The sequence below is a fragment of the Paenibacillus barengoltzii NBRC 101215 genome (assembly GCF_004000745.1).
Classification (GTDB): domain Bacteria; phylum Bacillota; class Bacilli; order Paenibacillales; family Paenibacillaceae; genus Fontibacillus; species Fontibacillus barengoltzii.
Genome location: NZ_BILV01000030.1, coordinates 19,081 through 43,542, shown reverse-complemented (window position 1 = coordinate 43,542; position 24,462 = coordinate 19,081). Strand labels below are relative to the sequence as shown.

At 54.6% G+C, this 24,462-nt stretch carries 16 protein-coding genes; 13 read left to right on the top strand and 3 right to left on the bottom strand.

Annotated features, from left to right (window positions below; all coding sequences use genetic code 11):
• The first annotated feature begins 7 nt into the window (after positions 1-7).
• The gene (locus PBA01S_RS10310) at positions 8-916 is read left to right on the top strand and encodes a DUF8580 domain-containing lipoprotein (RefSeq protein WP_127575931.1); all 909 of its coding nucleotides are present in this window, start codon (positions 8-10) and stop codon (positions 914-916) included.
• An 83-nt stretch (positions 917-999) separates the two neighbouring features.
• On the opposite strand, the gene PBA01S_RS10305 is transcribed toward PBA01S_RS10310, so the two are convergent.
• Entirely contained in the window at positions 1,000-1,881 is an 882-nt protein-coding gene (locus PBA01S_RS10305; protein WP_028538900.1) for an AraC family transcriptional regulator, read from the bottom strand.
• A 132-nt stretch (positions 1,882-2,013) separates the two neighbouring features.
• Between PBA01S_RS10305 and PBA01S_RS10300 the strand changes: the two genes are divergently transcribed.
• Positions 2,014-3,987 carry a glycoside hydrolase family 127 protein gene (locus PBA01S_RS10300; protein ID WP_127575930.1) on the top strand — a complete coding sequence of 658 codons (1,974 nt, stop codon included), beginning with the start codon at positions 2,014-2,016 and terminating at the stop codon, positions 3,985-3,987.
• A 5-nt stretch (positions 3,988-3,992) separates the two neighbouring features.
• On the opposite strand, the gene PBA01S_RS10295 is transcribed toward PBA01S_RS10300, so the two are convergent.
• Positions 3,993-5,306: an MFS transporter gene (locus tag PBA01S_RS10295; RefSeq protein WP_164744140.1), complete on the bottom strand. Its 1,314-nt coding sequence runs from the start codon at positions 5,304-5,306 to the stop codon at positions 3,993-3,995.
• A gap of 267 nt (positions 5,307-5,573) precedes the next feature.
• On the opposite strand from PBA01S_RS10295, the gene PBA01S_RS10290 reads away from it, so the two are divergent.
• The 3 genes from PBA01S_RS10290 to PBA01S_RS10280 all read left to right on the top strand — a co-directional run bounded on the left by PBA01S_RS10290 (position 5,574) and on the right by PBA01S_RS10280 (position 13,715).
• Entirely contained in the window at positions 5,574-9,989 is a 4,416-nt protein-coding gene (locus PBA01S_RS10290) for a WIAG-tail domain (RefSeq protein WP_127575928.1), read from the top strand.
• A 385-nt stretch (positions 9,990-10,374) separates the two neighbouring features.
• Positions 10,375-12,603, top strand: coding sequence for an FMN-binding protein (locus PBA01S_RS10285; protein ID WP_255315334.1), 2,229 nt, complete (start codon positions 10,375-10,377; stop codon positions 12,601-12,603).
• A 155-nt stretch (positions 12,604-12,758) separates the two neighbouring features.
• The gene (locus PBA01S_RS10280; RefSeq protein WP_028538897.1) at positions 12,759-13,715 is read left to right on the top strand and encodes a 3'-5' exoribonuclease YhaM family protein; all 957 of its coding nucleotides are present in this window, start codon (positions 12,759-12,761) and stop codon (positions 13,713-13,715) included.
• 21 nt (positions 13,716-13,736) lie between these two features.
• Here PBA01S_RS10280 and PBA01S_RS10275 read toward each other — a convergent pair whose 3' ends face one another.
• Entirely contained in the window at positions 13,737-14,600 is an 864-nt protein-coding gene (locus tag PBA01S_RS10275; protein ID WP_164744139.1) for a M15 family metallopeptidase, read from the bottom strand.
• 104 nt (positions 14,601-14,704) lie between these two features.
• On the opposite strand from PBA01S_RS10275, the gene PBA01S_RS10270 reads away from it, so the two are divergent.
• From PBA01S_RS10270 to PBA01S_RS10240, 8 genes are all read left to right on the top strand, one after another.
• Positions 14,705-15,583, top strand: a complete 879-nt coding sequence (locus PBA01S_RS10270) for an ROK family protein (RefSeq protein ID WP_085278068.1) — start codon at positions 14,705-14,707, stop codon at positions 15,581-15,583.
• A 121-nt stretch (positions 15,584-15,704) separates the two neighbouring features.
• Entirely contained in the window at positions 15,705-16,901 is a 1,197-nt protein-coding gene (locus tag PBA01S_RS10265) for a GntR family transcriptional regulator (RefSeq protein WP_127575925.1), read from the top strand.
• A gap of 788 nt (positions 16,902-17,689) precedes the next feature.
• Positions 17,690-19,030 carry an ABC transporter substrate-binding protein gene (locus PBA01S_RS10260; RefSeq protein ID WP_028538895.1) on the top strand — a complete coding sequence of 447 codons (1,341 nt, stop codon included), beginning with the start codon at positions 17,690-17,692 and terminating at the stop codon, positions 19,028-19,030.
• Between the two features lie 28 nt (positions 19,031-19,058).
• The gene (locus PBA01S_RS10255) at positions 19,059-19,946 is read left to right on the top strand and encodes a carbohydrate ABC transporter permease (RefSeq protein ID WP_016311231.1); all 888 of its coding nucleotides are present in this window, start codon (positions 19,059-19,061) and stop codon (positions 19,944-19,946) included.
• Positions 19,943-20,869, top strand: coding sequence for a carbohydrate ABC transporter permease (locus tag PBA01S_RS10250; RefSeq protein WP_016311232.1), 927 nt, complete (start codon positions 19,943-19,945; stop codon positions 20,867-20,869). Before PBA01S_RS10255 ends, PBA01S_RS10250 begins: the two co-directional genes overlap by 4 nt.
• A gap of 19 nt (positions 20,870-20,888) precedes the next feature.
• Positions 20,889-22,016, top strand: coding sequence for a glycoside hydrolase family 76 protein (locus tag PBA01S_RS23120; RefSeq protein ID WP_051416929.1), 1,128 nt, complete (start codon positions 20,889-20,891; stop codon positions 22,014-22,016).
• Complete coding sequence (locus tag PBA01S_RS23115; RefSeq protein WP_255315333.1) at positions 22,016-23,065, top strand: glycoside hydrolase family 76 protein; 1,050 nt, start codon at positions 22,016-22,018, stop codon at positions 23,063-23,065. The genes PBA01S_RS23120 and PBA01S_RS23115 overlap by 1 nt, the downstream gene beginning before the upstream one ends.
• A gap of 114 nt (positions 23,066-23,179) precedes the next feature.
• Positions 23,180-24,448, top strand: coding sequence for a glycoside hydrolase family 125 protein (locus tag PBA01S_RS10240; protein ID WP_028538891.1), 1,269 nt, complete (start codon positions 23,180-23,182; stop codon positions 24,446-24,448).
• Positions 24,449-24,462: the final 14 nt, after the last annotated feature.

The following is a 24,462-nucleotide window of genomic DNA, read 5'->3' as shown; positions in this document are numbered from 1 at the left end:
GCTTATCATGACAAACATGAGCTTAAAGAAACATAGATGGAAGAAGACCGCCGGCTGGCTGGGAATGATCCTGCTTGTGATTTCGTTGACCGCTTGTGCCGGGAACAGTGCTGAGCCTGGAATGAATGCTGGCGGTGAAACGAATGAGAACCAGACGGAGACAGGCAACAACTCACCCGATGACGTCGCAGCCGAAACGAAGCAGGGGACGGGAACGTTTGTTGGTTTGATTGACAACCACTCTGCGGAGATTGAGGTGGAGGGGACGCCAACGGCTTTTCAAATGGATGAAACTATAAGCGCGTCGGCTCAGAGTCTGGTGCAAGGCACGCCGGTGTCATTCGAGTATGTGGAGCGGGCAGTGGAAGGCGATGCTGCGCTGAAGCAACTCGTCTTAATGAAGCTGGAAACGGCTCCTGCCAAAGAGGCTACGGACTCCGGTGCAACATCGGATCTGCCGGCGGAGAAATCGATTGAGCTTGAGCTGGAAGGCATGAAAGAGACGAAAGCGGCCACTTTGCAAAAGGGCGACGGCTACGCATTTTATATGTTCGACATCTTCTCCTTTGATGCCAAAACCAACAAGCTCATGATGAATTACGACCCGGATTATCATGTGATCATTTCCAAGCTGCCTGCCGATTACAACATCGAGGAACTGGCCAAAGCAGCCAAGAGGGAGATGTCGAAAATCGGTAACGTGGAGCAGCGCAGCGGCGATCAGATCTACGATACGATGCGTGATGCGGAGCTGTTCCTGATCGCCCAAGGCAAGGGGCTGACCCAGCAGTATATCGTCAAGAACATCAACGGGCAGGGATTTGCCTTTCTGCTGAATCAACCGGTTGGCGAGGCATCGGAAGGCTTTGGTCCGCATGCGTTCGCATCGATCAACACCGTTGTGGCAACAAATTAATTATGAATGAAACCGTCCGCGCTGGGCTTTATGCAATGGGCGGTTTTTTTGTTTTTTAAGATATCAGAAAGAATGACGTTTTCTTAAGACATATATCGCTTGCGGAACTCGCGGGGAGAGCAGCCGTTTTTGAACGCAAACCGGTTCGAGAAGTAGGGCGTGCTGTTGAAGCCAACGTAAGAAGCAATGTCCGCAATCGGCCACTCTGTGGTCAGCAGCAGCAGCTTGGCTTGCTCTAGCCGGTAATGCAGCAAGTAATCGTTGGGCGTCATGCCATATACCTGCTTCATGCAGCGCGTGATGTAGTTATAGTGGTAATGCAAGGCATCGGCCATCTGCCCGCTGTTAAGCTCCGAACGGAAGTTGCTCTTGATGTAGGCCTCGGCCTTCTCCGCAACGGTTACTACCGGCGAGGCATGCGATTCCAACTGCCGGAGGTCCATTGAGCGAAGCAATTCCTCGAACCGCTGCTGCCGGTTCCAAAACGCCCGGGATTGACGTTCCCCGAGGCCTCCCAACAGCTGTCGGAACAAGCGGAACGTCTGGTCCGGTGAAGGAAGGTCCCACGCTTTCGGCAGATGCAGAGAGTACGGTGCAGCCAGGAAACGGCTGTAATGCTCATCCGCGTCCGGATAACGATGATCCGCTTCCTCTGCCGGGAGTTGCTGCCAAGCACAGACCGTATGAAAATGCAGCCAATAAAACGATGTTATCTCCTCGCAGGGCTTCACCGCGTAATGATGCCGATCGGGCAACAGCAGCAGCGATTGGCCGGCCCCTAAGCTCCAGGATTGCCCCGACTCCCCGAGGTATAACGTGCCGGATTCCACGACGATCCAATCAAAGATCCCGATATTCCGTCGGTTGGGATGCTCGTCTCCGGGCTGATAGACGGTATGTCCACATTCCAAAAAATAAGGCAAAGGCGGCGCCGTCAGCTGTACCAGGTCCGTTGGTTTCGGCAAGGAACTCTCCTCCATTTTGAGTGTGAAATATTATAACTTTGAGGTTGATAGGATTCGTATTTCGTTCTAAATATATGAGATAAAATGAGATTTGTCAGTATGATTTTTTGAAAAAAAGGAGGAGGCCTTGCGATGAAGTTAGCCGGGCAAATGCCGCGTTCCGAGCGGGTTGCGCTGAATCGGGTGAACATTCGAGACGAATTTTGGAGTTACTATATCCGTTTGGTGAAGGATGTGGTTGTTCCTTATCAATGGGAAGCATTAAATGATCGGGTGGAAGGTGCTGAACCTAGCGGCGCTGTACGCAATTTCCAAATTGCCGCAGGGCAGGCTCAGGGAGAATATTACGGGCTGGTATTCCAGGACAGCGATTTGGCGAAATGGCTGGAAGCCGCTGCTTATATTTTGGAAGCGGATCCAAATCCGGAGCTGGCAGCGATCGCCGACGGGTTAATTGATACGATGGCCTTGGCACAACGGGAAGACGGGTATTTGAACACGTATTATATCCTGAAGGAGCCGGACAAGCGCTGGACGAATCTGACGGAATGCCATGAGCTGTATTGCGCAGGACATTTGATTGAAGCGGGAGTCGCCTATTATCGGGCCACGGGCAAAAGAAACCTGCTCGACATCGTCATCAAGTTTGCGGATTATATCGACAGCGTGTTTGGTGCGGAACCCGGCAAGCTGCCCGGGTACGACGGCCATCAGGAAATCGAGTTGGCGCTCGTTAAGCTGTACGAGGTGACCGGAGAAGAGCGATATTTGCGACTAAGCCAATTTTTCCTGGAGCAACGGGGACAGAAGCCTTTCTTCTTCGAAGAGGAGCTCAAGCGGCGGGGAGGTCAAACGCACTGGGCGGGACATGCCGATCATGTGAATCTCGCTTACCATCAGGCACATCTGCCGGTACGAGAGCAGGAGACTGCGGTGGGGCATGCGGTTCGGCTGCTGTATATGTTGACTGGGATGGCCGACGTTGCAGCGCTGACCGGTGACGAGTCGATGCTGGCTGCCTGCCGCAAGCTGTGGGACAACATCGTCGACAAACAGATGTATATTACCGGCGGGGTAGGCTCCATGCCGCAGGGCGAAGCATTTTCATTTGATTACGACCTGCCGAATGACACGGTATATTCGGAGACTTGCGCTTCTATCGGGCTGATCTTCTTCGCCCAACGGATGCTGCGAATTTCGCCGGATTCGAGATATGCCAATGTGATGGAGCGGGCTTTATACAATACGGTTGTCGCTGGAATGGCAAGGGACGGCAGGCATTTCTTCTATGTGAATCCGCTGGAGGTGGATCCGAAAGCTTGCGGAGGCGCGAACCATAAGTTTGACCATATCAAAACGGTTCGTCAGGAATGGTTCGGCTGCGCTTGCTGTCCGCCAAATATCGCCCGGCTGCTAGCCTCACTTGGCGAATACATCTATACAGTGCAAGGCGATACGGTATATGCGCATCTCTATATCGGCGGGGAAGCTGAATTGCCAACGAGCGGCGGCAAGGTGAAGCTGACGCAAACGACCGATTATCCTTGGGATGGAAAGGTGCGGTTTGAGGTGCAGCCAGAGGGAGAAGGCCGTTTTACACTGGCGTTACGGCTGCCGGATTGGTGCCCAGAAGCGAGCCTTCACGTGAATGGAGTAGAAGTGAAACTGGAGGGAGCTGTGCTTCAGGACGGCTACATTCGGCTGGCACGGCAATGGTGTGCAGGGGATGTGGTGGAGCTGAAGCTGGCGATGCCGGTGACGCGGATGTACAGCCATCCTCTCGTACGCGGCAACGCCGGCAAGGTGGCGCTGCAGCGCGGTCCGCTCGTCTATTGCCTGGAGCAGGCTGACAACGGGGCGAACCTGCATGAGCTGGTGTTGCCGCGGGAGGCCGAACTTCACGCGGCATACGAAGCCGATCTTGTGGGCGGCATCGTTACCGTGCAGACGGAGGCGGTTCGCATCACCGGGTCGGACTGGGACGGCGGATTGTACAGCGCGTCGCCGCGTCTGGCAGAGCAACCGGCAACGCTGAAGTTTATCCCGTATTATGCCTGGGCGAACCGCGGCGAAGGGGAAATGATGGTGTGGGTGCGCGAGCGCTAAATCGTCTACTGAACGTTCCACAACCGGGTTCGCACATAAAAGACCAGGACGGTCAGATTCCATATCGCGCAGGCGATAAAGATAACGCTTGTACCCCACCAGGCGATAACCCAGCCAGAGGCGTAGACGGCGATAGGCATGCCGATCCGGAAGCAGGTCCCGGTAATTCCGGCGATCCGTCCCATCAGCGGGGCCGGCGTCTGCTCTTGGCGGAAGGCGTACACCGACACGCTGTACAGGGTTGCGGCAAATCCGGATAAGAAAAGAGCAACGGCGAACATCACGAGGCCTTCGGTGATAAATAGAAGGAGATAAGCGATAACATTCAGCAAGATGGATGCAGCAAACACTTTGCCCAGCCCCCAGGATTGTCTTAACCGGCTGAGCAGCAAGCTTCCGGCAAGACCTCCGGCCCCTGACGCCGAGAGTACTACGGCCAGCAGGGACGACGATAACCCCAAATCATCCTTGGCATAGTAGATCGATGTCGTACTAATCACGGTGTGCGTACAGTTTAGAAAGACGACGAACACGGTCATCAAGACAAGCGGCTTGTTCGCGCAAAAAGCGCGCCAGCCTTCCAGAAACTCCGCGGTGAATCGGGATTGCCGCGGGGTTTCTTTTTGCTCCGCCAATTTTAGTCTAGTAAATAACCCCATACATATCAGGTAACAGAACGACGTGATAAGCAAGCCATCAGAAATGTCGGATAACATCAGGATCAGACCAGACAACGCCGGCCCCATAATGCCAACAAACGTTTCGGCGAAGCTCAGCTTGGCATTGGCGCTTGTCAGTTCCCGAGCCGGGACACTCAGTTTGATCAGGCTGACCTCGGCATTAAAATATCCATAGTTCAGCGTCATCAACAGGAAGCCGATGGCGTAATAGACCGGCATCAGATGGATCCCGCTGCGGAATAAGACGGCAAAGGCAAGCAGCAAAATCGCTTGCAGTCCGATCATCCAGAGGACCCAGCGCTTTTTGTTGACGCGGTCAACCAAGACGCCGATGAAGATGGCGAAGAAGAAGTTGGGCAACAGCTCTGCGGTTTTCATACTGCTCATCGCCACAGAGGAATGAGTGATGTCATACATCATCAGCGGCAGGATGATTTCATAGAGCTTCCCGCCGAAGCTTAACAGCACAACGCTGGTCAAAATAATTGCAAACGAGCGGCGATACCCGAGATTGGGTGCAGTCGCGGGACTATCCGTCGATCGGGCGCTGGCGTCAGGCTCATTCGACGTGCCTGCGGCAGCCGGGGTGAGGTTGACGGATGCTTTTTGAGCGGTGTTTATGGCGAGATCGGTTTTCATGTCTAGTTGCCTCCAGGACTTAGGCTTAAGGGATGTTCCGTGAACTTCAGCGAACTTCGGCGTGTTTCGACGTGCGTTCCGAGGTTTGTCGCGTAAGGATATTGTAACGTGCGGACGTTCTGCTAAAAACGGTAGAAAACGAGGAAACCATTTCATCTTTTTCAGGAGGCGGCATGCGGCGGCATCAGGCCGAAAAGCTGTGACAAGAGCCTAAACCCCCGCATATGATACCAAAGATTACTATTTTGGCAAAGGAGAGGGCGGCTCTTGAAGAGACATAAATCATCAAAATCAAGCAGATCAAAGAAATCGCTCTATTACGTAGATAACCCGAATATCAACGAGCTTAAGCTGCTTGAGGAACGAAAGGCATCGTTGCGATCCCGAGACAAGAAGGTTGAGCTTCATGAAAGCCCAGCTCCCGTACTGCCCGCGCTGCCGGAACAAGAGAAAGAGGCGAACACGCCAGCATCAGCTGCGATAGAGTCTGCGGCAGGGTCTGCGGCAGTTACGGAACATGGAAGCAGCGATAGCGGGAACCAGGCGCTGCAGGAACTGCTCAGTGAAAAAGCAGCCCCGCATCAAGAGCAAGGGATTATTTATACCGACGATATCATCGATGAGGCTGTTACTGGGGAGAAAATTGCGCCGTATACGATCGATGCATCACGGATCATGCGAGGAACGATTGATACCGCTTGGATCGCCGATTATGCCGTGGAGACCATTAAGCTGGCGGATCGGGCGGTCACTTCTTCGAAAATCGCTCCTTCTTCTGTGAACGGCAGCCATCTGGTGGATGGTTCGATCGAAGGCCGAGCGATCCGGGATCACTCGATCAGCGGGGAGAAGCTGGTTGATGGCAGCATCACCCCAGAGAAGCTGGCGGATCGGGTGATCACCGGAGAGAAGCTGGCCGAAGGGGCAGTGGAGAGCCGGCATCTGGCGGAATGGATCGTAACGTCCGAACTTTTGCAGGACCAATCTGTTACGGGAGATAAAATCCGCAGCGGTGCTGTAAATGCGCAGCATTTGGCGAACGGAGCAGTCGACACCTCTAAACTGGGAGAGGCCGCTGTGACAACGTCGAAGCTGCGCGACCACTCCGTAACGGGGGAGAAGCTGGCGGAAGGGGCGGTGGAGAGCCGTCATCTGGCTGATCACAGCATAACTTCGCGGCATTTGGCTCCCGGGATGATCGATCGGGAACTGCTGGCTTGGTCGAGTGTCGGCGCGGAGCAGCTCCAGGAAGGGAGCGTGACTTCAGCTCATTTAGGTGAAATGGTGATTGAATCCCACCATCTTGCGTCAGGAGCGGTGGGCAGCGAGCATGTACAGCCGGGTAGTATCGGTCAGGAGCATCTCGCTGACCAAGTGATCGAGGCGCGGCATCTCGCCGATAAGTCGATTCCCTCCACGAAGCTGGCCGACCAGTCTGTGGGCACTTCCCATATCATCGAGCAGGCGGTGACTTCGTCCAAGATCGCCGATCAAAGTGTGTTGCCGGGAAAAATCGCGGACGAAGCCGTATTGACCCGGCACTTAGCCAAAGGGGCCGTGCAATCGCAGCAGCTTGCTCGGGGAGCAGTTACGAGCCAGCACCTGACAGAAGGGGCGGTGCAAAGCGATCACCTGGGCTCGGAAGCGGTGCAGGAATGGCATTTGGCCGATGCGGCGGTCACGCGGCAGAAGCTGGCATCCGCCGAGGTGACCTCGGAGCATCTGGCGGATGAAGCGGTGGCGACGAATCACTTGCAATCCGGCAGCGTAACGGCTGACAAACTGGCAAAAGACAGTGTGACGAGCCGGGTGATCGCTCCGGGCGCGGTGACGGAATCCGCCATCGGTGCGCAGCAAATCACAGCTGACCATTTGGGATCGGGCATTGTGCAGACCCGGCATTTGGCAATAGGCTCCATCACCCGCAGTCAGATCGCACCCGGTGCGATTCGGGAAGAGCACCTGGGGGTTGGCGTCATTTTCTCACCGCATCTTCAGGATCATGCGGTCACCAGCCTGAAGCTCTCACCGGAAAGTGTGACCACAGATAAGTTGGGAGATCTGGCAGTCACGGCGGCGAAGCTGGCGAACGGCAGTGTTACCGGCCCAAAACTGGCGGCGCAAGCCGTGGACGCCGGGCATCTAGCCCCCGGGGCCGTCGGATCGGAGGCGCTGTCCGCAGGCGCGGTAGGTACAGTTCACTTGGCCGCTGGGGTGGTACAGAGCAAGCATTTGGCAGAAAACAGTGTGTCGGGACGCCACATAAGTGACGCAGCCGTGGGCTCCCGCCATCTTGCCGCCGAAGCCATCGAAGCCGGTCATCTGTCTGCCGAGTTGCGGCAGAGCGGATTGCTTCCCGAGGCGGGTATCCGCGGCAAGGATTTGCAGGCGGGATCCATCACCAGCTTGCACCTGCAAGCCGGTGCGGTGGATACGGATGCGCTGGGTGAGCAGGCGGTTGGCAGCGCACACCTACAGGAAGGTGCGGTGCAAAGCGGTCACCTGGCGGAAGCGTCTGTTCACAGCCGGCATTTGGCTGAAGGGGCGATCCAAAGCGAGCATTTGGCCAAAGGCAGTGTAACGGATCGCCACCTCGGCATCTCGGTGATTGGATCTTACCACATCGCTCCGGAATCGATCAGCGCTGCCCATATGACCCCTGCCTTGCGTCAAAGCGGGCTGCTGCCTGTCGCCGGGATCGATGGGGAGGCACTGCAGCCAGGAGCGATTACCAGCCAGCATCTGCAGGCGGGTGCGGTGGGCTCCGAAGCGCTGGGTGAGCAAGCGGTTGGCAGCTCGCATCTGCAGGAGGGAGCGGTGCAAAGCAGCCATCTGGCGGAGGCGTCCGTTCAAAGTGAACATTTGGCTGAAGGCGCGGTGCAAGGCGAGCATTTAGCCGAGGGCAGCGTGGAGTCTCGGCACCTTGGGGAGGCTGTGGTGGAAGGCGCTCATCTCGCCCTAGAAGCCGTGAATTACGAGCATTTATCCGCAGAGCTGCAACTGCAAGGTCTGCTGCCGCCCGAAGGGATTAACGGGGATGACTTGCAGGCCGGGGCAATTACGAGCCGTCATCTGCAAGCCGGTGCGGTGAATGCCACAGCTCTCGGTGAGCAGGCGGTGAACAGCGGTCACTTGCAGAGCGGCGCCGTGTTGAATCGCCATCTGGCAGAGGCGTCGGTGCAAAGCCGGAACCTGACTGCAGGTGCGGTGCAAAGCGAGCATTTGGCTGAAGGCAGCGTGGAGTCCCAACACCTTGGGGAAGCGGTGGTGGAAAGCTTGCATCTCGCTCCCGAAGCCGTGAATTACGGGCACTTGTCTGCCGAACTGCAGCAACAGGGGCTGTTGCCGGCAGGGGGAATCAGCGGCGAGGACTTACAGGCCGCATCGATTACGAGCCGACATCTGCAAGCGGGTGCGGTGAATGCCATTGCCTTGGGCGAGCAGTCGGTGGGCAGCGGACATCTGAAGGCAGGTGCCGTGTTGAACCATCATCTGGCAGATGGGGCCGTCCAAAGCCGGAACCTTGCTGAAGGCGCAGTGCAAGGCGGGCATTTGGCTGAAGGCAGCGTGGAGTCTCGACACCTTGGAGAAGCTGTGGTCGACAGCAGGCATCTTGCTCCTGAAGCTGTAAATATCTCGCATTTATCGACGGAGCTGCAGCGGCATGGTCTCTTGCCTGCGGAAGGCATCGGCGGGAAGGACCTGCAACCGTCGTCGATTACCAGCGCTCATTTGCAACCCGGAGCGGTTGGCCCTGGTGCGTTGGGCGTGCAAGCGGTGCGCAGCGATCATCTGCAAGCCGGTGCGGTGCAAAGCGTACACTTGGCAGAAGGAACGGTTCAAAGTCGTCACTTGGCTCATGGCGCAGTGCAAGGCGAGCATTTAGCAGGTGGGGTTGTGTCGGAGCACCATCTGGGCGAAGCCGTTGTCGGGGCACGCCATCTGCAGAAAGGTGCGGTGCAGAGCGATCAACTGGCGGAGGCGTCCGTCCAAAGCCATCACCTGACCGAGGACGCCGTGCAAAGTGTGAATCTGGCTGCGGAAAGCGTGGAGTCCCGGCATTTAAGTGATGCGTCGGTAAATGCCCACCATATCGCGCTCGAATCCGTCAATATATGGCATCTGTCCACCGAAATTCAGCAACATGGTTTGCTGCCTGAGGAAGGGATTAGCGGTGAAGACATCCAGCCCTCTTCCATCGGTCGTGAACATCTGCAATCGGGGGCTGTGGATGCCGGGGCTTTGGCTGCAGGCGCGGTTGGAGCCGAACATTTGCTGCCAGCGTCCGTTGAAAACGTCCATTTGGCGGCAAATGCGGTCAACAGCGCCAACTTAGCGGATGAGGTGGTGGGGACTCGCCACTTGCAGCCAGGTTCCGTTGGAGTGAAGCAGCTTGGGTTTGCTCCGGTAACGTCGCTGGCAGGCCAGCCGGCGGAGCTGCAATTTGGCATGGTTCCGTTCCTGTTGAAGCCTCAAGAGGAAGAGGCAGCGGTGACAATCAACTTTGAATCGCCGTTTGGTTCATCGAATTACGTTGTCGTTGCGATGACCAATCACCCTGCGTACTATGCTTCGATGAAAGAGCAAACGCCGGGCTCGGCAACCATCACGATATCCAAGCTGAAGGACACCAGCGTCAACTACGGAATCATGACGTGGATGGCGATTGGCAACACGCAGTAACGTCTTCCAAACACTTGCGGTATGGCAGCCGTCGGGAATCCCCCGGCGGCTATTTTTATCAGTTTAGCCGAAACAAAGTGACATATCTTTCAGGCTATGTGATTTTGTGTACAGCGTTTTTGCGTCAAATTACCTAGTATTTAATGGGAACCGCTCCATCTAATTTTTTTCACAGGTTATGTGAATTTCTTCACATTATTTCATGGGCGGTCCGGTTCAAAGGATAGACATCGTGCAAGAGGGAGGGGCGCGATTGCTTAGAGTAGCACTTTGATTGTGATGTGATCTAAGCACAGTTGAAATTCAAAACGAACATGCCATGAACGGCGAGCAGGTTATGTAACATTACGTAACTCGGTGAAAATCACAAGGGAGAGGATTGCATTTGAAAAAGCTGATTAGCCTTACAGTAAGCGCGACGTTGGTGTTATCGTCATTGTCGCTTATGGTTGGTACCTCCGGTTTCAAGCTGACCAGCATTGACGTGGTGTCTGCTGCATCGGAATCGGAAACGCCTGCCAAAGAATCAACACCTAGCAAAACCACAACACCAAGTAAGACAACGACACCAAGCAAGACGACAACGCCAAGCAAATCGACAACGCCAAGTAAGTCGACGACAACCAAAACAACCACGAAAACAACTACAAAAACGACAACAACTCCTGCAAAGACAACAACGAAACAGACAACTCCGGCCAAAACAACAACTCCGTCTGTCAAACCTGCGGAAAGTAAGTATGTTGACGGCGTATATGTAGCCTACGGCAACGCTTATTCCAAAGGGACCGAAGGGGCCAAAGTCACGATCAAGGACGGAAAAATCGCTGCGGTTGAGCTGCTCAGAACCAGCCCTAAGCTGATCGACCGAGACGTTCGCAACAACTACAGCGGTCTCTGGAACGCTTACGAAACGATGAAAGCGGATCTGCTTGGCAAAACGCAAGAGCAGGCTGCTAAAGTGGACATTGTGTCCGGAGCGACCCGTTCGAGTGAGGGCTGGAAGCTGTCCGTTGACCGTGCCTTCCAAAGAGCCTTGAAGGAGAAGCCAAAGGATGTCACTTATTTTGCCGGCGAGCATATGGGTGTCGATCCGGAAGGCAAATACATGGTGTTTGTAACCTTCGACGCAACGAAACGTACAGCGGTGAAAGTGTATCCGCTTGACGCGAGCGGCAATGCCATCGAAGAAGCGAATATGACCAGCGAACAAGCGAAATTGGTGAAAGCGATCGCAGCGGAACTGCTGGCGAAAGGGACCAGTGCCGTGGGTGCAAAAGGTCAGGAAGCTGACTTCAAAGCCGCGGTAAAAGCGTATTGGGATGCGGAGCAAAATGCCAAAGTCAAAAATGATTCGAAATACATCGATGGTTTCTACTCCGCCTATGGTTCTGCCCGTGATAAAGGGGTGGAGAGAGCGGACATTTACATCCGCAACGGCAAGCTGGTGGATGTGAAGCTGTACAGATTGGGCTCCAACCTGATCGACCGCGGCGACACAGCCTATGCTGAAGTAGTCAAAGCGAATGCACCGATGACGGCAAAATTGCTCGCGAACGGCTCGTACATCGAGAACTACAAGGATGACGTTGATGCGATTGCCGGCGCCACCGAGAGCAGCCATAGCTGGAACCTTGCTGTAGAACGTGCTTTTGAGAAAGCGTTGAAGGTTCCGGGGAAAGCGAAATATTTTGAAGGAACGTTTGCCGGTGTGGATAACCAGTCGAGAATGCTGGTTCTGGCGGACATCAAGGCGGATCAAGTTTCGAACGTAAAAGTGTTCCTGTTTGGCGAAGACGGTAAATTGATCGCCTCCGATAAGCTGACGGATGAGCAACAAACCGTTGTCGCTCAGTTAACCGAAGGCTTGACGCAAAAAGGCGCGAACATGACGCCAATCGTAGGGGAAGAAAACTTGTCCCTCGCGGCGAGAGCAGCGTTCGCTGACCTGTTGAATAACGCGTCGAAAACGCAAGGCAACTACAAAGACGGAACATACACGACCTACGGTGACGCTTACGACAAAGGAACGAACCGTGCCGATGTCACGCTGCGCAATGGCGTGATCGTTGGCCTGAAGCTGTATCGTGTAGGCGTGAACATGGTGGACCGCGGCGCTTCGGCTTACGCTGAAGTCGTTAGAGCGATCCCGATCCTGACCCGCGATCTGTTGTATGCCGGAACGAGAGAGCAAGCAGCTCAAGTGGATGCTGTCACTGGGGCTACCAGCAGCAGTAACGCACTGAAAGCAGCCGTTGAAAATGCTTATAAGAAAGCGGAAATCAGCGAGACTTACAAAACAGCTTATATCAACGGGATTTTCGCCGGGATTAATAAGGACAAATCCGTATACGTGATGGTGACGGTGCAAAACAACATTCCGTTCAAAATGGAAGTCTTCTATTTGGATGAGAACGCCAAAATCAAGACTGAAGACCAATTAACCGCTGACGAGAAAGCCGTCAAGGCAGAAATCGAGACGCCAACCGCCGCAGGTTCCCTGCATAAATACGGGTATCGCCCGGCAGCGTTTGGTGAAACCGAAGGCGTAAAAGCCGTATCGGCACAAGTGATTGAGGCCGTCAAGGACGCGCTGGAGAACGCCGGAAGATAATTTGTTGAATTGAAAAAGGACGCTGGCTCCGTGAGATTCACGGGGAGGCGTTCTTTTTTTATCTATAGAAGGACGCTAGGCGAGCATGAAAAGGCGCTGAGGTTTTGGCTGTCCCATAGTATAATGGGTCTATCATGGGTTTGGAGGAATTATGGGTGACGCAAATTAATCAATTACGAAACCAGGATGAATTCATTGGCTTTTATTTGCTGAAGGAGCTGGAGATCAAGCAGACGAACGCGAATCCGCCCAAAGATTATTTAGATATCGTGTTGTGTGATTCGACCGGGGAAATCCCGGCAAAATTATGGGATGCCTCGTCAACGGACAAGGAGACATTTTTCCCAATGGGGCTGGTCAAGGTACGGGGAGTCGTGCAAACTTACCGGGAGAAGCTGCAGGTGAAAATCATCCAGATGCGATTGGCCAAGCCGGAAGACGGTGTGAATCTTACCGATTTTATCCGCTCTGCGCCAATTTCGTCGGAAGCGCTGATTCATACGATTCAGGCCGTCATTCACGATATTGCCGATCCGGATATTCAGGCGATCGTCCGCTTTTGTGTCGGCAAGGTGGAGGAGAAGCTGGCCCATTATCCTGCGGCCAAAACACATCATCACGCGTATTTCGGCGGCTTGGCCTACCATATGGTACGGATGTTGGAAATCGGCGATTTCCTATGCGCGCAGCGCGCGTTCTTGAACCCGGATCTGCTGAAGGCGGGGATCATTTTGCACGATATCGCCAAGCCGGAGGAGATGGTAGCTGAACTCGGGATCGTGTCCGAGTATAGTACACCGGGCAAGCTGCTGGGACATATTTCGATGGCGTCGCAGTGGGTGACCGAAGCGGCCATTCGCCTGGGCATCGCGCTGGATTCGCCGAAGGTACTTGCCCTCCAGCATTTGGTGTTGTCCCACCACAACTTGGGGGAATGGGGCAGCCCGGTTCAGCCGCAAACGCCGGAGGCGGTTGCCCTCCACCATATCGATGCGCTGGATGCCAAGCTGCAGATGGTAGAGGACGCGCTGGCTACGACCCCGGAATCCGAAGCGTGGACCCCGTTGATCCGGGGCTTGGAGAACAAGGGGATTTACCGGTTGAAGTGGTAGGCTAACCAAACGCCTTAAGGTCTATTCCACGTCAAAATCAAAATAGGTCGAGGGGTAAGGTTCATCTTTTAGCGTATAGTGCCACCATTCTTTCGAATAGGGCTGGAAGCCTTGCTTCACCATGGCGGTCTTGAGAATATAGCGGGCTGCGCGCTGGGCTTTGGTTAACCCTTTCGCGCCATGCGCGGAAATCGGGCCCAGAAAATCAACCCGGCTGCCCATATCCACCTCTTCGCCAGTCTTTTTGTAGACCATGGTCAGGTCCACGGTGCTGCCGCGGGAATGGCCGGATTTGGAGGACAAGTAGCCTTGCTTAAATAGGTTTTTCTTATCTACGTCGGGATAGAAACGTTCCTTCATCCTGGTATCCTGCGGGTCCTTGGACCAACGGGCGAAGTGGTTCACTGCCTTCTGCGGCCGATAGGCATCGATGATTTTCAGACGGTAGCCCTGGCTTTCTAAGTCGTCGTTGACTTTTTTTAAAGCGCGGGCTGCCCGCAGGGTTAGAATAGCAAACGGGCCGTTGTACCCGTCAATTCGCTCCCCGATAAAGTTATCGCCGGTATAATAGCGGAGATCGTATACGGCATTTGGAATCACTTCGTCGAGGTACACGAAGCCTTTCCCCTTCGGGAGTTGATACTTCTTGGTGACTTCCGCATTTTTGGTGTTGTTCGCAGTTTGGAAGGGAACCGACGACGAATCGGTAGGCTTGGTTGGTTGGGATGCCGCAGCGGTAGGCTTTGCGCCGGCCCCATTCACGCAGGTGATTAGCAGCAGAACGGTCAGAGTACATAAGCCGATTTTCCGATTTGTACGGGACAGATACTTCCTGGGTGCTGCAGGAGAGCTGTGCATGGATTTGTATTGAAGGAAAGGTAACATGATCATGCTCCTTCACCGATAAAATGATTCCAAGAATACAGCTGTTTAGTGAATGAATTTCTATGATTATAGCATATTCCGATCATAACAAAGGAGGAGATTTGATGCGTATCGGAGCGATTGAGGCCGGAGGAACGAAGTTTGTTTGCGGTGTCGGAAATGAGCACGGAGCCATCGAGGACGAGGTCAGCTTCCCAACCGAGCTGCCGGAGCCAACGTTAGAACGGGTGATTGCTTATTTTCGCGATAAACATGTTGAAGCGATTGGCGTCGGCTCGTTTGGTCCGCTGGATTTGAATCCACACAGCGCCACTTACGGGCATGTCACGACAACGCCGAAGCCGGGGTGGAACGGATATGATGTGCTTGGCAAGTTAAAAGCGGCTTTTGATGTTCCCTATGGTTGGGATACGGACGTAAACGCTGCCGCGTTGGGTGAGGTAAAATGGGGGGCTGCTCAGGGCTTGGACAGCTGTGTGTATTATACGGTGGGGACCGGGATCGGTGTTGGAGTCCTGACCGAAGGCAAGCTTGTCCATGGACTGATTCATCCGGAAGGCGGACATGTTCTGCCGCGGCGGCATCCGGAGGACGATTTCCCCGGTCTATGTCCATATCATGGGGACTGTCTGGAAGGTATGGCTGCGGGGCCTAGTCTTGAAGCGCGCTGGAAGGTCAAAGGGCAAGAGCTGACACCGGACCATCCTGCCTGGGCGATCGAAGCCTATTATTTAGCGCAGGCGGTGACCGGGTCCATCCTCATGCTCTCGCCGCAGAAGATCATCATGGGCGGCGGCGTCATGCAGCAATCGCAGCTGTTCCCGTTAATCCGCAAAGAAGTTCAGAAGAACCTGGCCGGATATGTGAACGCACCAGCCATTTTGGACGAGATGGATGAGTATATTGTCCCGCCGGGATTAGGAAATCGAGCTGGGCTTTGCGGCGCTCTCGCGCTGGGCTTGGAGGCCTTGGCTCGCTCTTAGCTGAAGCTTGGGCGGAGGGGCGGCGGCAAACTTTTTCAAACATAGTTCGACATTAGCTATATATCATGATATATTATAATATATATCATGTCCTTGTGTGAGGGAACGTGGGAGGAACGTCATGAGTGAAACCACCTCGTCAAAGCCGATGTACGAGAAGATTTTTGATGATGTCAAACAGAAAATTCTGGATCAGAGCTATAAACCGGGAGACCGGATTCCATCGGAGAAGGAGCTGGCTGAGGAATATCAAGTCAGCCGGATTACGAGCAAGCGAGCTTTAGAAATGCTGGCTGCCGAGGGAATTATCGTGCGGAAGCCGGGACGCGGCTCGTTCGTGACGGACCCCGAAGCTGAGGGCGCAGGCGCGGAAGAACAGGTACAAGGCCGAATGGACGGAATCTATAGCGGGAACAGAACGGACAGGGAGGCTGCCGGGAAGCTGATCGGCGTGGTACTGACGGATTTTGCCGGCAGCTACGGCACGCGGTTGATCTATGGGATGGAGGATGCTGCGCGGGAGCAGGATTGTTTTCTCGTTCTGAAGCGGACGTTTGGAGTTCAGGAGAACGAGGAAGCAACGATCCGCAAGCTGCTGCAGCTTGGCGTCGACGGATTGATCGTCTTTCCGGCACAGGGGGAGTATTTCAACGCGGAGATTCTCAAGCTGGTGATCGAACGCTTCCCGCTGGTACTGATCGACCGGGAGCTGAAGGGCGTAGCGGCAGCTTCTATTATTACCGACAATGTGAAAGCGGCGCAGGAAGCGACGGAGCACCTGTTTGACCTCGGGCACGCCCGCATTTCGCTGTTATCCCCGCCGCCGATCGATACGTCGGCCGTCGAGGAACGGATCGAAGGGTTCGTGCAGGCGCATGCCGGCCGCGGGATCGCTGTTGAGCGGGAGCTCTGGATCAGCGATTTGACGTCGACGTTGCCGGACTCTTTTTACGATGACAACATTGAACGGGATATTCAAAAAATTATGCGCCATCTCGAGGCCCATCCTTCGATTACGGCCTTCTTCGCCATCGAGTACAACATCGCGCTGCTGGCGAAAGCCGCAGTGACCCGGCTCGGCCTGCGCATTCCTGAGGACGTGTCGATCATCTGCTTCGACAGTCCGCAGTTCCGCATTGGGGAGGGCTACGCCTTCACCCATATGCGGCAGAGCGAAGAAGATATGGGCAAGCTGGCTGTGGAAAACGTGCTGGCCCTGATGGAGAACCGCCCGGCAGCCAACAAAATCAAGCTGCCCGCCGTGCTCGTCCCCGGGGAGTCCACCGGACCCGCAAGGGAGGAGTGGGAGCGTAAGTAGCGCAGGGCTTGCTCCCTGGGTGAGTAGCGTAAGGCTTACCTCCTAGGGTGGAGCCTAGTAGCTTAAGGCTTACCTCCTAGGGGGGGGCCTAGTAGCTTAAGGCGCACTTCCAAGGTGGAGCGCGAGTAGTGTTAGGCTCACCCTCTGGGTGGGGACGCAAGCAGTAGTGTTAGTGTCACCCCCTCTGGGGGAACTACAGTAGCATAAGGACACCCCCCTAGGCGAAGTGCTAGAAGGCTTACCCGCTGGGTGGATCGCAAATACCCTACGGTGGATTCAAGTTGCCCCGCCTCAACTCATACATGCCGAAGCTCAACTGCAAAAGTGCAGTTCAACTTCGGCATTTTTTCGTTTTTACCGGCCTTGGAATATAAAAGTGCAGTTAGTTTAAGGTGATTTAGTGGAAAAGGGAGAATTAGGCGGATTTTAACTGTACTTTTACAGTTGAAGGGTCCCAAAGCGACGCTTTCTCTAAAATCAACTGTACTTTTACATTTAGGCGCCACTTTTGGTGGTGCGGTCATTTAAGGCAGGATGTTGTCTTCCGTTTACGGACCTTTTTAATTACGGACTTTCTCGATCAAGGCCCTTCCCCATTAATGACATTTCTACAGGAAAGCCATTTTTGTACTCTCCAAATGTTGAAGGGGGTCATTTGGCATATCTTTATATACCAACTAACATCGATATTTTTCCTTATTGACATAATGATATGATACCAATATACTATCCTTATTGAAAACGCTTTAATTGCTATGTTATTCGAAATGAAAAGGGGAGGTTTACAAATGAAAAAGTGGATGATGGTAATGCTGGTGACCGTTCTGTTCGGTGCGATGCTGGCTGCTTGCGGAGGGGGAGGTAACGGCGGAAGTGCTGGTAACGGCGGCAGCGCAAGTAACGGCGGCGCAGGGAACAGCGGCGGCGGTGGTGACACCGGAAGCAGCAAAACCGAGAAAGTGAAGCTGACGTTCTGGGGCGACTGGGGCGGCGAAGGGCAGAAGCAGTTCGAGACGATGGTTGACGCCTTCAACAAGTCGCAAGACAAGATCGAAGTCAAATACGTGCTTCAGCAGGATATGGTCACGAAATTCCTCACGGCTGCGACGAGCGGCGGTTCGCCGGATATTTTGTTCTGGGACCGCTGGAGAACCTCATTGTACGCTCCAAAAAACGTGCTTCGTCCCATCGACGACTATATGGAGCGCGATGGAGTGAACAAGGAAGATTTTTACGAGGAGTCCTTGAAGGAGCTGACCAATAACGGGAAACTGTACGGCCTGCCGTTAACGGTAGATGCCCGCGCGTTGTTCTACAACAAGAAGATGTTTGCGGATGCAGGGCTGGAGGCACCAACGACGTGGGATGAATTGGAGCAAGCGGCCAAGACGCTGACGAAATGGAATGGCAGCAAGCTTGAAACTGCAGGGTTCTCCATGGCCGATCCGGGGTTGTTTAACATGTATTTACAGCAAGCCGGCGGGCAAATGCTCAGCGAAGACGGCAAAACCAACTTCAACAACGAGAAGGGCAAACAAGTTCTGGAGTTTTGGCAGCGCTTGCTGAACGAGGACAAAGTCTATAAAGTCGGCTTCGAACAAGGGCTTGGCGAAGGTACCGACGCGTTTGTTACAGGGAAAGTAGCGATGCTGTACACCGGACCTTGGATGATGAGCACGTACAACAAATATGGTAAGGATCTGGATTACGGCATCGTACCGCCGCCAGCCGGTCCGAATGGGGACAAAGGCAGCGTGATGGGCGGCTTCGGGCTTGTCATCCCGCAAGGCTCCAAGCATCCGGATGAGGCGTGGGAGTTCATCAAATGGTGGACAGCGAACAAGGACAACGCCTTGCTGTGGGCAAAAACGAGCTTGAACATGCCGGGCTTTAAACCGGCGCTGGAGGATGCATTCTTTACTGAAGATCCATTGTGGAAGCCGTTTACGGAGACGTTGGAATTTGCCAAAACGCGGCCGACCCATCCGGGATATTCTGTCATGGAAGAGAACGCGCTTATTCCGAACCTTCAACTGCTGCTCCAGAACAAGCAATCGATCGACGATACGCTGAAAAAAGCCCAAGAGCAAGGCGACAAACTGCTAGAGGAAAATGCTGTCGTGAAGTAAAAATCGGCCTCTGAAAGGGGAGCGAAGAATGGCATCCATCAATAAGCTTGGACGGCATCAGGCTCGAATGGCCTATCTGTTCATAACACCAACCATGCTGCTATTTGCCGTATTCATGGTCATCCCCGTCGTGATGGCCCTGTACCTCAGCTTCACCAACTATGACGTGCTGAGCAGCAACGATTGGGTAGGATTGGACAATTACCGCCGCCTGATCGACGATGCGCTGCTTTGGCAGACTTTCATCAACGTGTTCTATTATGCGATTGTTTTTGTACCGCTGAACTTATTGATTTCCTTGCTGTTTGCGATGCTGCTGAACAAAAAGATACGCGGGGTCAAGCTGTTCCGCACGTTTTACTACCTGCCGACCTTGACCTCGGCCGTCGCCGCGGCCACGGTATGGATCTGGATGCTGCATCCCGAATACGGGTTGATCAACGGGCTGCTTGCTTATTTTGGCATCACCGGCCCGGCCTGGGTGTCGCAGACGGAGACAGCGATGTTATCGATCATCGTCATGACGCTTTGGCAGTCGGTTGGCTCCAATATGATCATCTATTTAGCCGGCCTTCAAGGCGTGCCGGACTATCTGTACGAATCCGCCCGGCTGGACGGGGCGTCGCGGTTCGCTTGCTTCCGCTACATCACTTGGCCGCAGCTTCGTCCGACGACGTTCCTCGTCAGCGTCATGTCCATCATCGGCGCCTTGCAGTTGTTCGACCAGGCGTTTGTCTTGACGCAGGGCGGACCGGCGAACGTCACGAAAACTCCGGTCTACCTGATCTATCAGCAGGGCTTTAACCAATTGCAGATGGGGTATGCCTCAGCGCAGGCGTTTGTGCTGGCGATGGCGATTCTCGTATTTTCCATCATCAGCATGAAAATCACCAAAGCGGAGGAGCCGATCGTATGACAAATCCAGAGACGATAAAACCAGGCGTCCGTACACGAGGTCCGCAAATCGGTGTATCCACGCAGAACCGAATCGCGAATGTGTTGTTTTATACGGTTGGCGGTATCATTGCGGTCATCATGTTTTTGCCCTTTTATTGGAGCGTGCTGACCTCATTTAAACATGATGAAGACATGTTCACTTTGCCGATTAAATGGTTTACGACGAACCTGACATTCGAGCATTATTACAACGCGTTTACGACCGTGCCTTTTGGTCTTTATTTCTGGAATTCCTTTATTCTTGCGGCGGCCGGGGTGTTATGTAACTTGTTCTTCGGTTCGCTGAGCGGTTATGCGTTTGCCAAGCTGAAATTCCGGATGAACCAGCCATTCTTTCGCATTCTGCTGGTCTCCATGATGGTGCCGGGGATCGTGACAATGATCCCCAGCGTCTACGTGCTGCGCCATATCCCGCTGGCAGGCGGCAATGACCTGTTCGGCAGCGGAGGGTACGGGCTGATGAACTCGTTTTGGGGCATTATTTTGCCGGGGGCTTCCGGGACGTTTGCGGTCTTTTTCATGCGGCAGTTCTTTCTGACCCTGCCCAATGACATGATGGAGATGGCGCGGATCGAAGGCTGCGGCGAATTCAAAATCTTCTGGCGCATTTACTTGCCGCTGACCAAGCCGGCGCTGGCGACGCTCGGAATCTTTACGTTCCAGGCCGGTTGGAACGGCTTCCTCTGGCCGATGATCGTCCTGAACGATCCGGCGAAGGCGACGATTCAGATGGGGCTGCAGGCTTTTTCGTACAACTATCAGACGGATTATGGGCCGATGATGGCGGGGGCGCTGGTGGCCATTCTGCCGATCCTGGTGCTGTTCCTGCTGCTGCAGCGGTATTTTATTCAGGGGATCGCGTTTAGTGGAATCAAGGGATAGGACAGAGGGGAGAGCTCATATGACGACGACCATGAAAGAGACGGAAATCCGGCAGCAACGGGCCGACCTGGCTCAGACGGCATTGGATGCATTATTCTGGAACGAAAAAATTCGGATGTACAATATTCAAACGCCCTGCGAAAATGGAACCTGCAATGAGATTTTCCATTATTGGTGGATGGCGCATGCGGTGGATGTACTAGTTGACGGACTGCGGCGCACAGGGGAGCGGCGGTATGTTCAGCGGCTGGAGCAGCTGTATGATGGTCTGCTTCAGCGTAACGGAGGCGCTTGGCCCAATGAGCTGTACGACGATATGGAGTGGATGGCGCTCGCTTGGCTGCGCGCCTATCAGACCACAGGTGAACCGCGTTACAAGGAGGCCGTCCAACTGCTGTGGCAGGACATTCAAACCGGCTGGAACGAGCACATGGGCGGCGGGATCGCTTGGCAGAAATCACAGCTCGACTATAAAAACACCCCAGCCAATGCTCCCGCCGTGATTCTGGCAGCCCGGTTGTACCAAGCGTTTGGCGATCCAAACGATTGGGCTTGGGCACAACGGATCTACGAGTGGCAGGCGGCGAACCTGATCGACCCGGTCACCGGCCTGGTGTGGGATGGGATGAACCGTACCGGGGATGGCACCATCGATAAGGATTGGCGGTTTACGTATTGCCAGGGCGTCTTTATTGGAGCTTCGGTGGAGATGTACCGGGTAAGCGGTGATGCGGCTTACTTGGAGGCGGCGCTTCGCACGTTCCGCGTCGTCCTCCAGGAGTTCACCTCCAGAAAGACCGGTCTACTGCCGGAGGAAGGGGATGGCGATGCCGGACTGTTCAAAGGCATCCTGATCCGCTACTTGGTGCAGTTGGCACAAGCGGCTCCAGACCATCCTGAGGTTGCCGAGTACGTCGCCCTTCAGGCGGAACGTACCTGGAGCCACCTGGCCGCCGATCCGCAGCAACCGCGGTTTGGCACGGATTGGAGCCAGGCTCCTAAGCCAGATATAGCCGTATCCCTCAGCTCGCAGCTGAGCGGCGTGATGCTGATGGAGGCGGCAGCAGCGCTTAAGCCGAAGGCGGCTCAGGATCAATCAGCCCCAAGGCAAACTTCGGAGGCTGCCCCCCAAGGGGAGACGCCGTGATGGACCGCTGTGAGCTAGGTTGGGCCCAACTGGCGGAACGCATGCACCGCGATCTGTTCGCCTGTTACGGGAATGAGCAGACCGGCATCCTGGACCAGTGGTATCCGCGTTCGGCGGGACGGGTCGGCGAAAATTTCTACTACTGGTGGCAAGCCCATGTCCTCGATGTGCTGGTGGACGCCTATGAGCGGACCGGCGACCCGGCGCTGCCGGATCGGATGCGTCAGTTCTGCCGCAGTCTGGAGCGTTATAACGGCGGGACGTTCACGCACAATTATTATGACGACATGGAATGGACGGCACTGGCCCTGCTGCGGGCTTACCGGGCGACCGGTGAGGCGTGCTATGAGGAGAAGGTTCAAGAGTTATGGGCGGACATCCAAACGGCTTGGAATGAGTATTGCGGCGGCGGGATGGCATGGAAGAAGGATCAGTTGGATTACAAAAACACCCCGGCCAACGCCCCCGCAGCAATTCTTGCTGCCCGGCTTTATGGCATATTCGGTCGGCTCGAAGATCTCGCTTGGGCGAAACGAATTTACGATTGGAATAAAGCCAATCTGGTTGACCCCGCAACGGGCTTTGTTTGGGATGGCATGAACCGTACGGGGGACGGTGCGATTGATAAAGACTGGCGATTCACGTATTGCCAAGGCGTCTTCATTGGCGCGGGAGTTGAATTATACTTCTATACCGGCGAATCAGCCTACCTAGAGGATGCCCGGCGTACTGCGGCCGCCTGCTTCGAGGAGCTGTGCGAGCCCGGCACTTGGTTGCTTCCGGAGGAAGGCATCGACGATACCGGGTTATTCAAAGGGATCCTCATTCGCTATCTCGACCGACTTCTGGAGGTCGATCCAGCGTGTCCGCACGTGCGGGAGGTTATTTTTGCCAATGCGGAGACACTTCGATCCAGCGGGCTATTTGAGAGCCCGATGCTCTGCGCCCCTTCCTGGAAGGAGCAGCCGACCTTGCCGGTTCAGCTCAGCGTCCAGTTGAGCGGATTGATGCTGCTGGAAGCGGCGGCCCGGCTGGAGGCGCGCAAGTGAGGAACATGTACAACCGAACCACCGAAAGCGAACGTATGTGACCATAACGAGCACAACGAGCACAACCTGCATCACAAGCACAACGACTACGAGACAACACGGAGGAGATTAACCATGACTGAGCAACTAACTCAATCCGACATTATTGCCTTGGTGGAGACCAAAATGAAGCATCGCCCGAAAATCGTCGAGATGTTCAAACGGTGTTATGAAAATACGCTGGAGACCACCATCCATCGCCACGATGACGGCACGGTGTTTATGCTGACCGGCGATATCCCGGCCATGTGGCTGCGCGATTCCGTGAATCAGCTTCGGCCGTATCTCATCCCGGCGGCGCAGGATGCTGGCTTGCGCGAGATTATCGAGGGCGTGCTGAGAACGCAATACCAATCGATCCTGCGCGATCCCTATGCTAACGCGTTTAACGAATTTGAGAATTTCCGCGGTCATCAGACAGATTTGACCGAGATGTCCGGATGGATTTGGGAACGGAAATATGAGGTGGATTCGTTATGTTATCCCCTGCAGCTCGCCTACCTTTATTGGAAAAATACCGGAGAAACTCGCCACTTCACGCCGGAATTTAAGCAAGCGGCGGAACTGATTCTGCAAACGTGGCGGACCGAGCAGCGGCATGAGGAACTGTCAACATACACGTTCGTCCGGGAAAACAGCGGGGAAACCGATCGGCTTCCAGGACCGGTTGGCTACACGGGGATGACCTGGTCGGGCTTCCGCCCGAGTGACGATGCCTGCAAATACGGGTATCTCGTTCCGTCAAACCTTTTTGCCATTGTGGTGCTGGGGTATTTGTTGGAGATCAATGAGAAGTTTTACGGGGATGACGCTTTCGCGGGTGAGGTGCGTGCGCTGCGGGACGACATTCGGCAAGGGATCGAAAAATACGCCATTATTGAGGATGCGGAGTTTGGGAAGGTGTATGCGTACGAGGTAGACGGCCTGGGCGGCGTGAATCTGATGGATGATGCCAACGTGCCGAGCCTGCTGTCGCTGCCTTATCTCGATTACTGCAGCAAAGACGATCCGATCTATCTCAACACGCGTCGGATGATTCTGAGCCGCCGCAACCCCTATTACTATGAAGGAACGTATGCTAAAGGCATCGGCAGCCCGCACACGCCGCCGGACTACATTTGGCACATCGCCTTATCCATTCAAGGGATCACTGCGCTGGAAGAAGCGGAAAAGCTGGAGATTCTGGATATGTTCGAGCGGACCGATGCGGGAACGAATTTGGTACATGAAGGGTTCCACAAGGATAATCCATCGGAGTATACGCGGGAATGGTTCTCTTGGTCTAATGCCATGTTTGTCGAATTTGTGCTCAGTTTATGTGGTTTGGAAATTGCCATGCGCTAGCTTTCGGGTAAGAA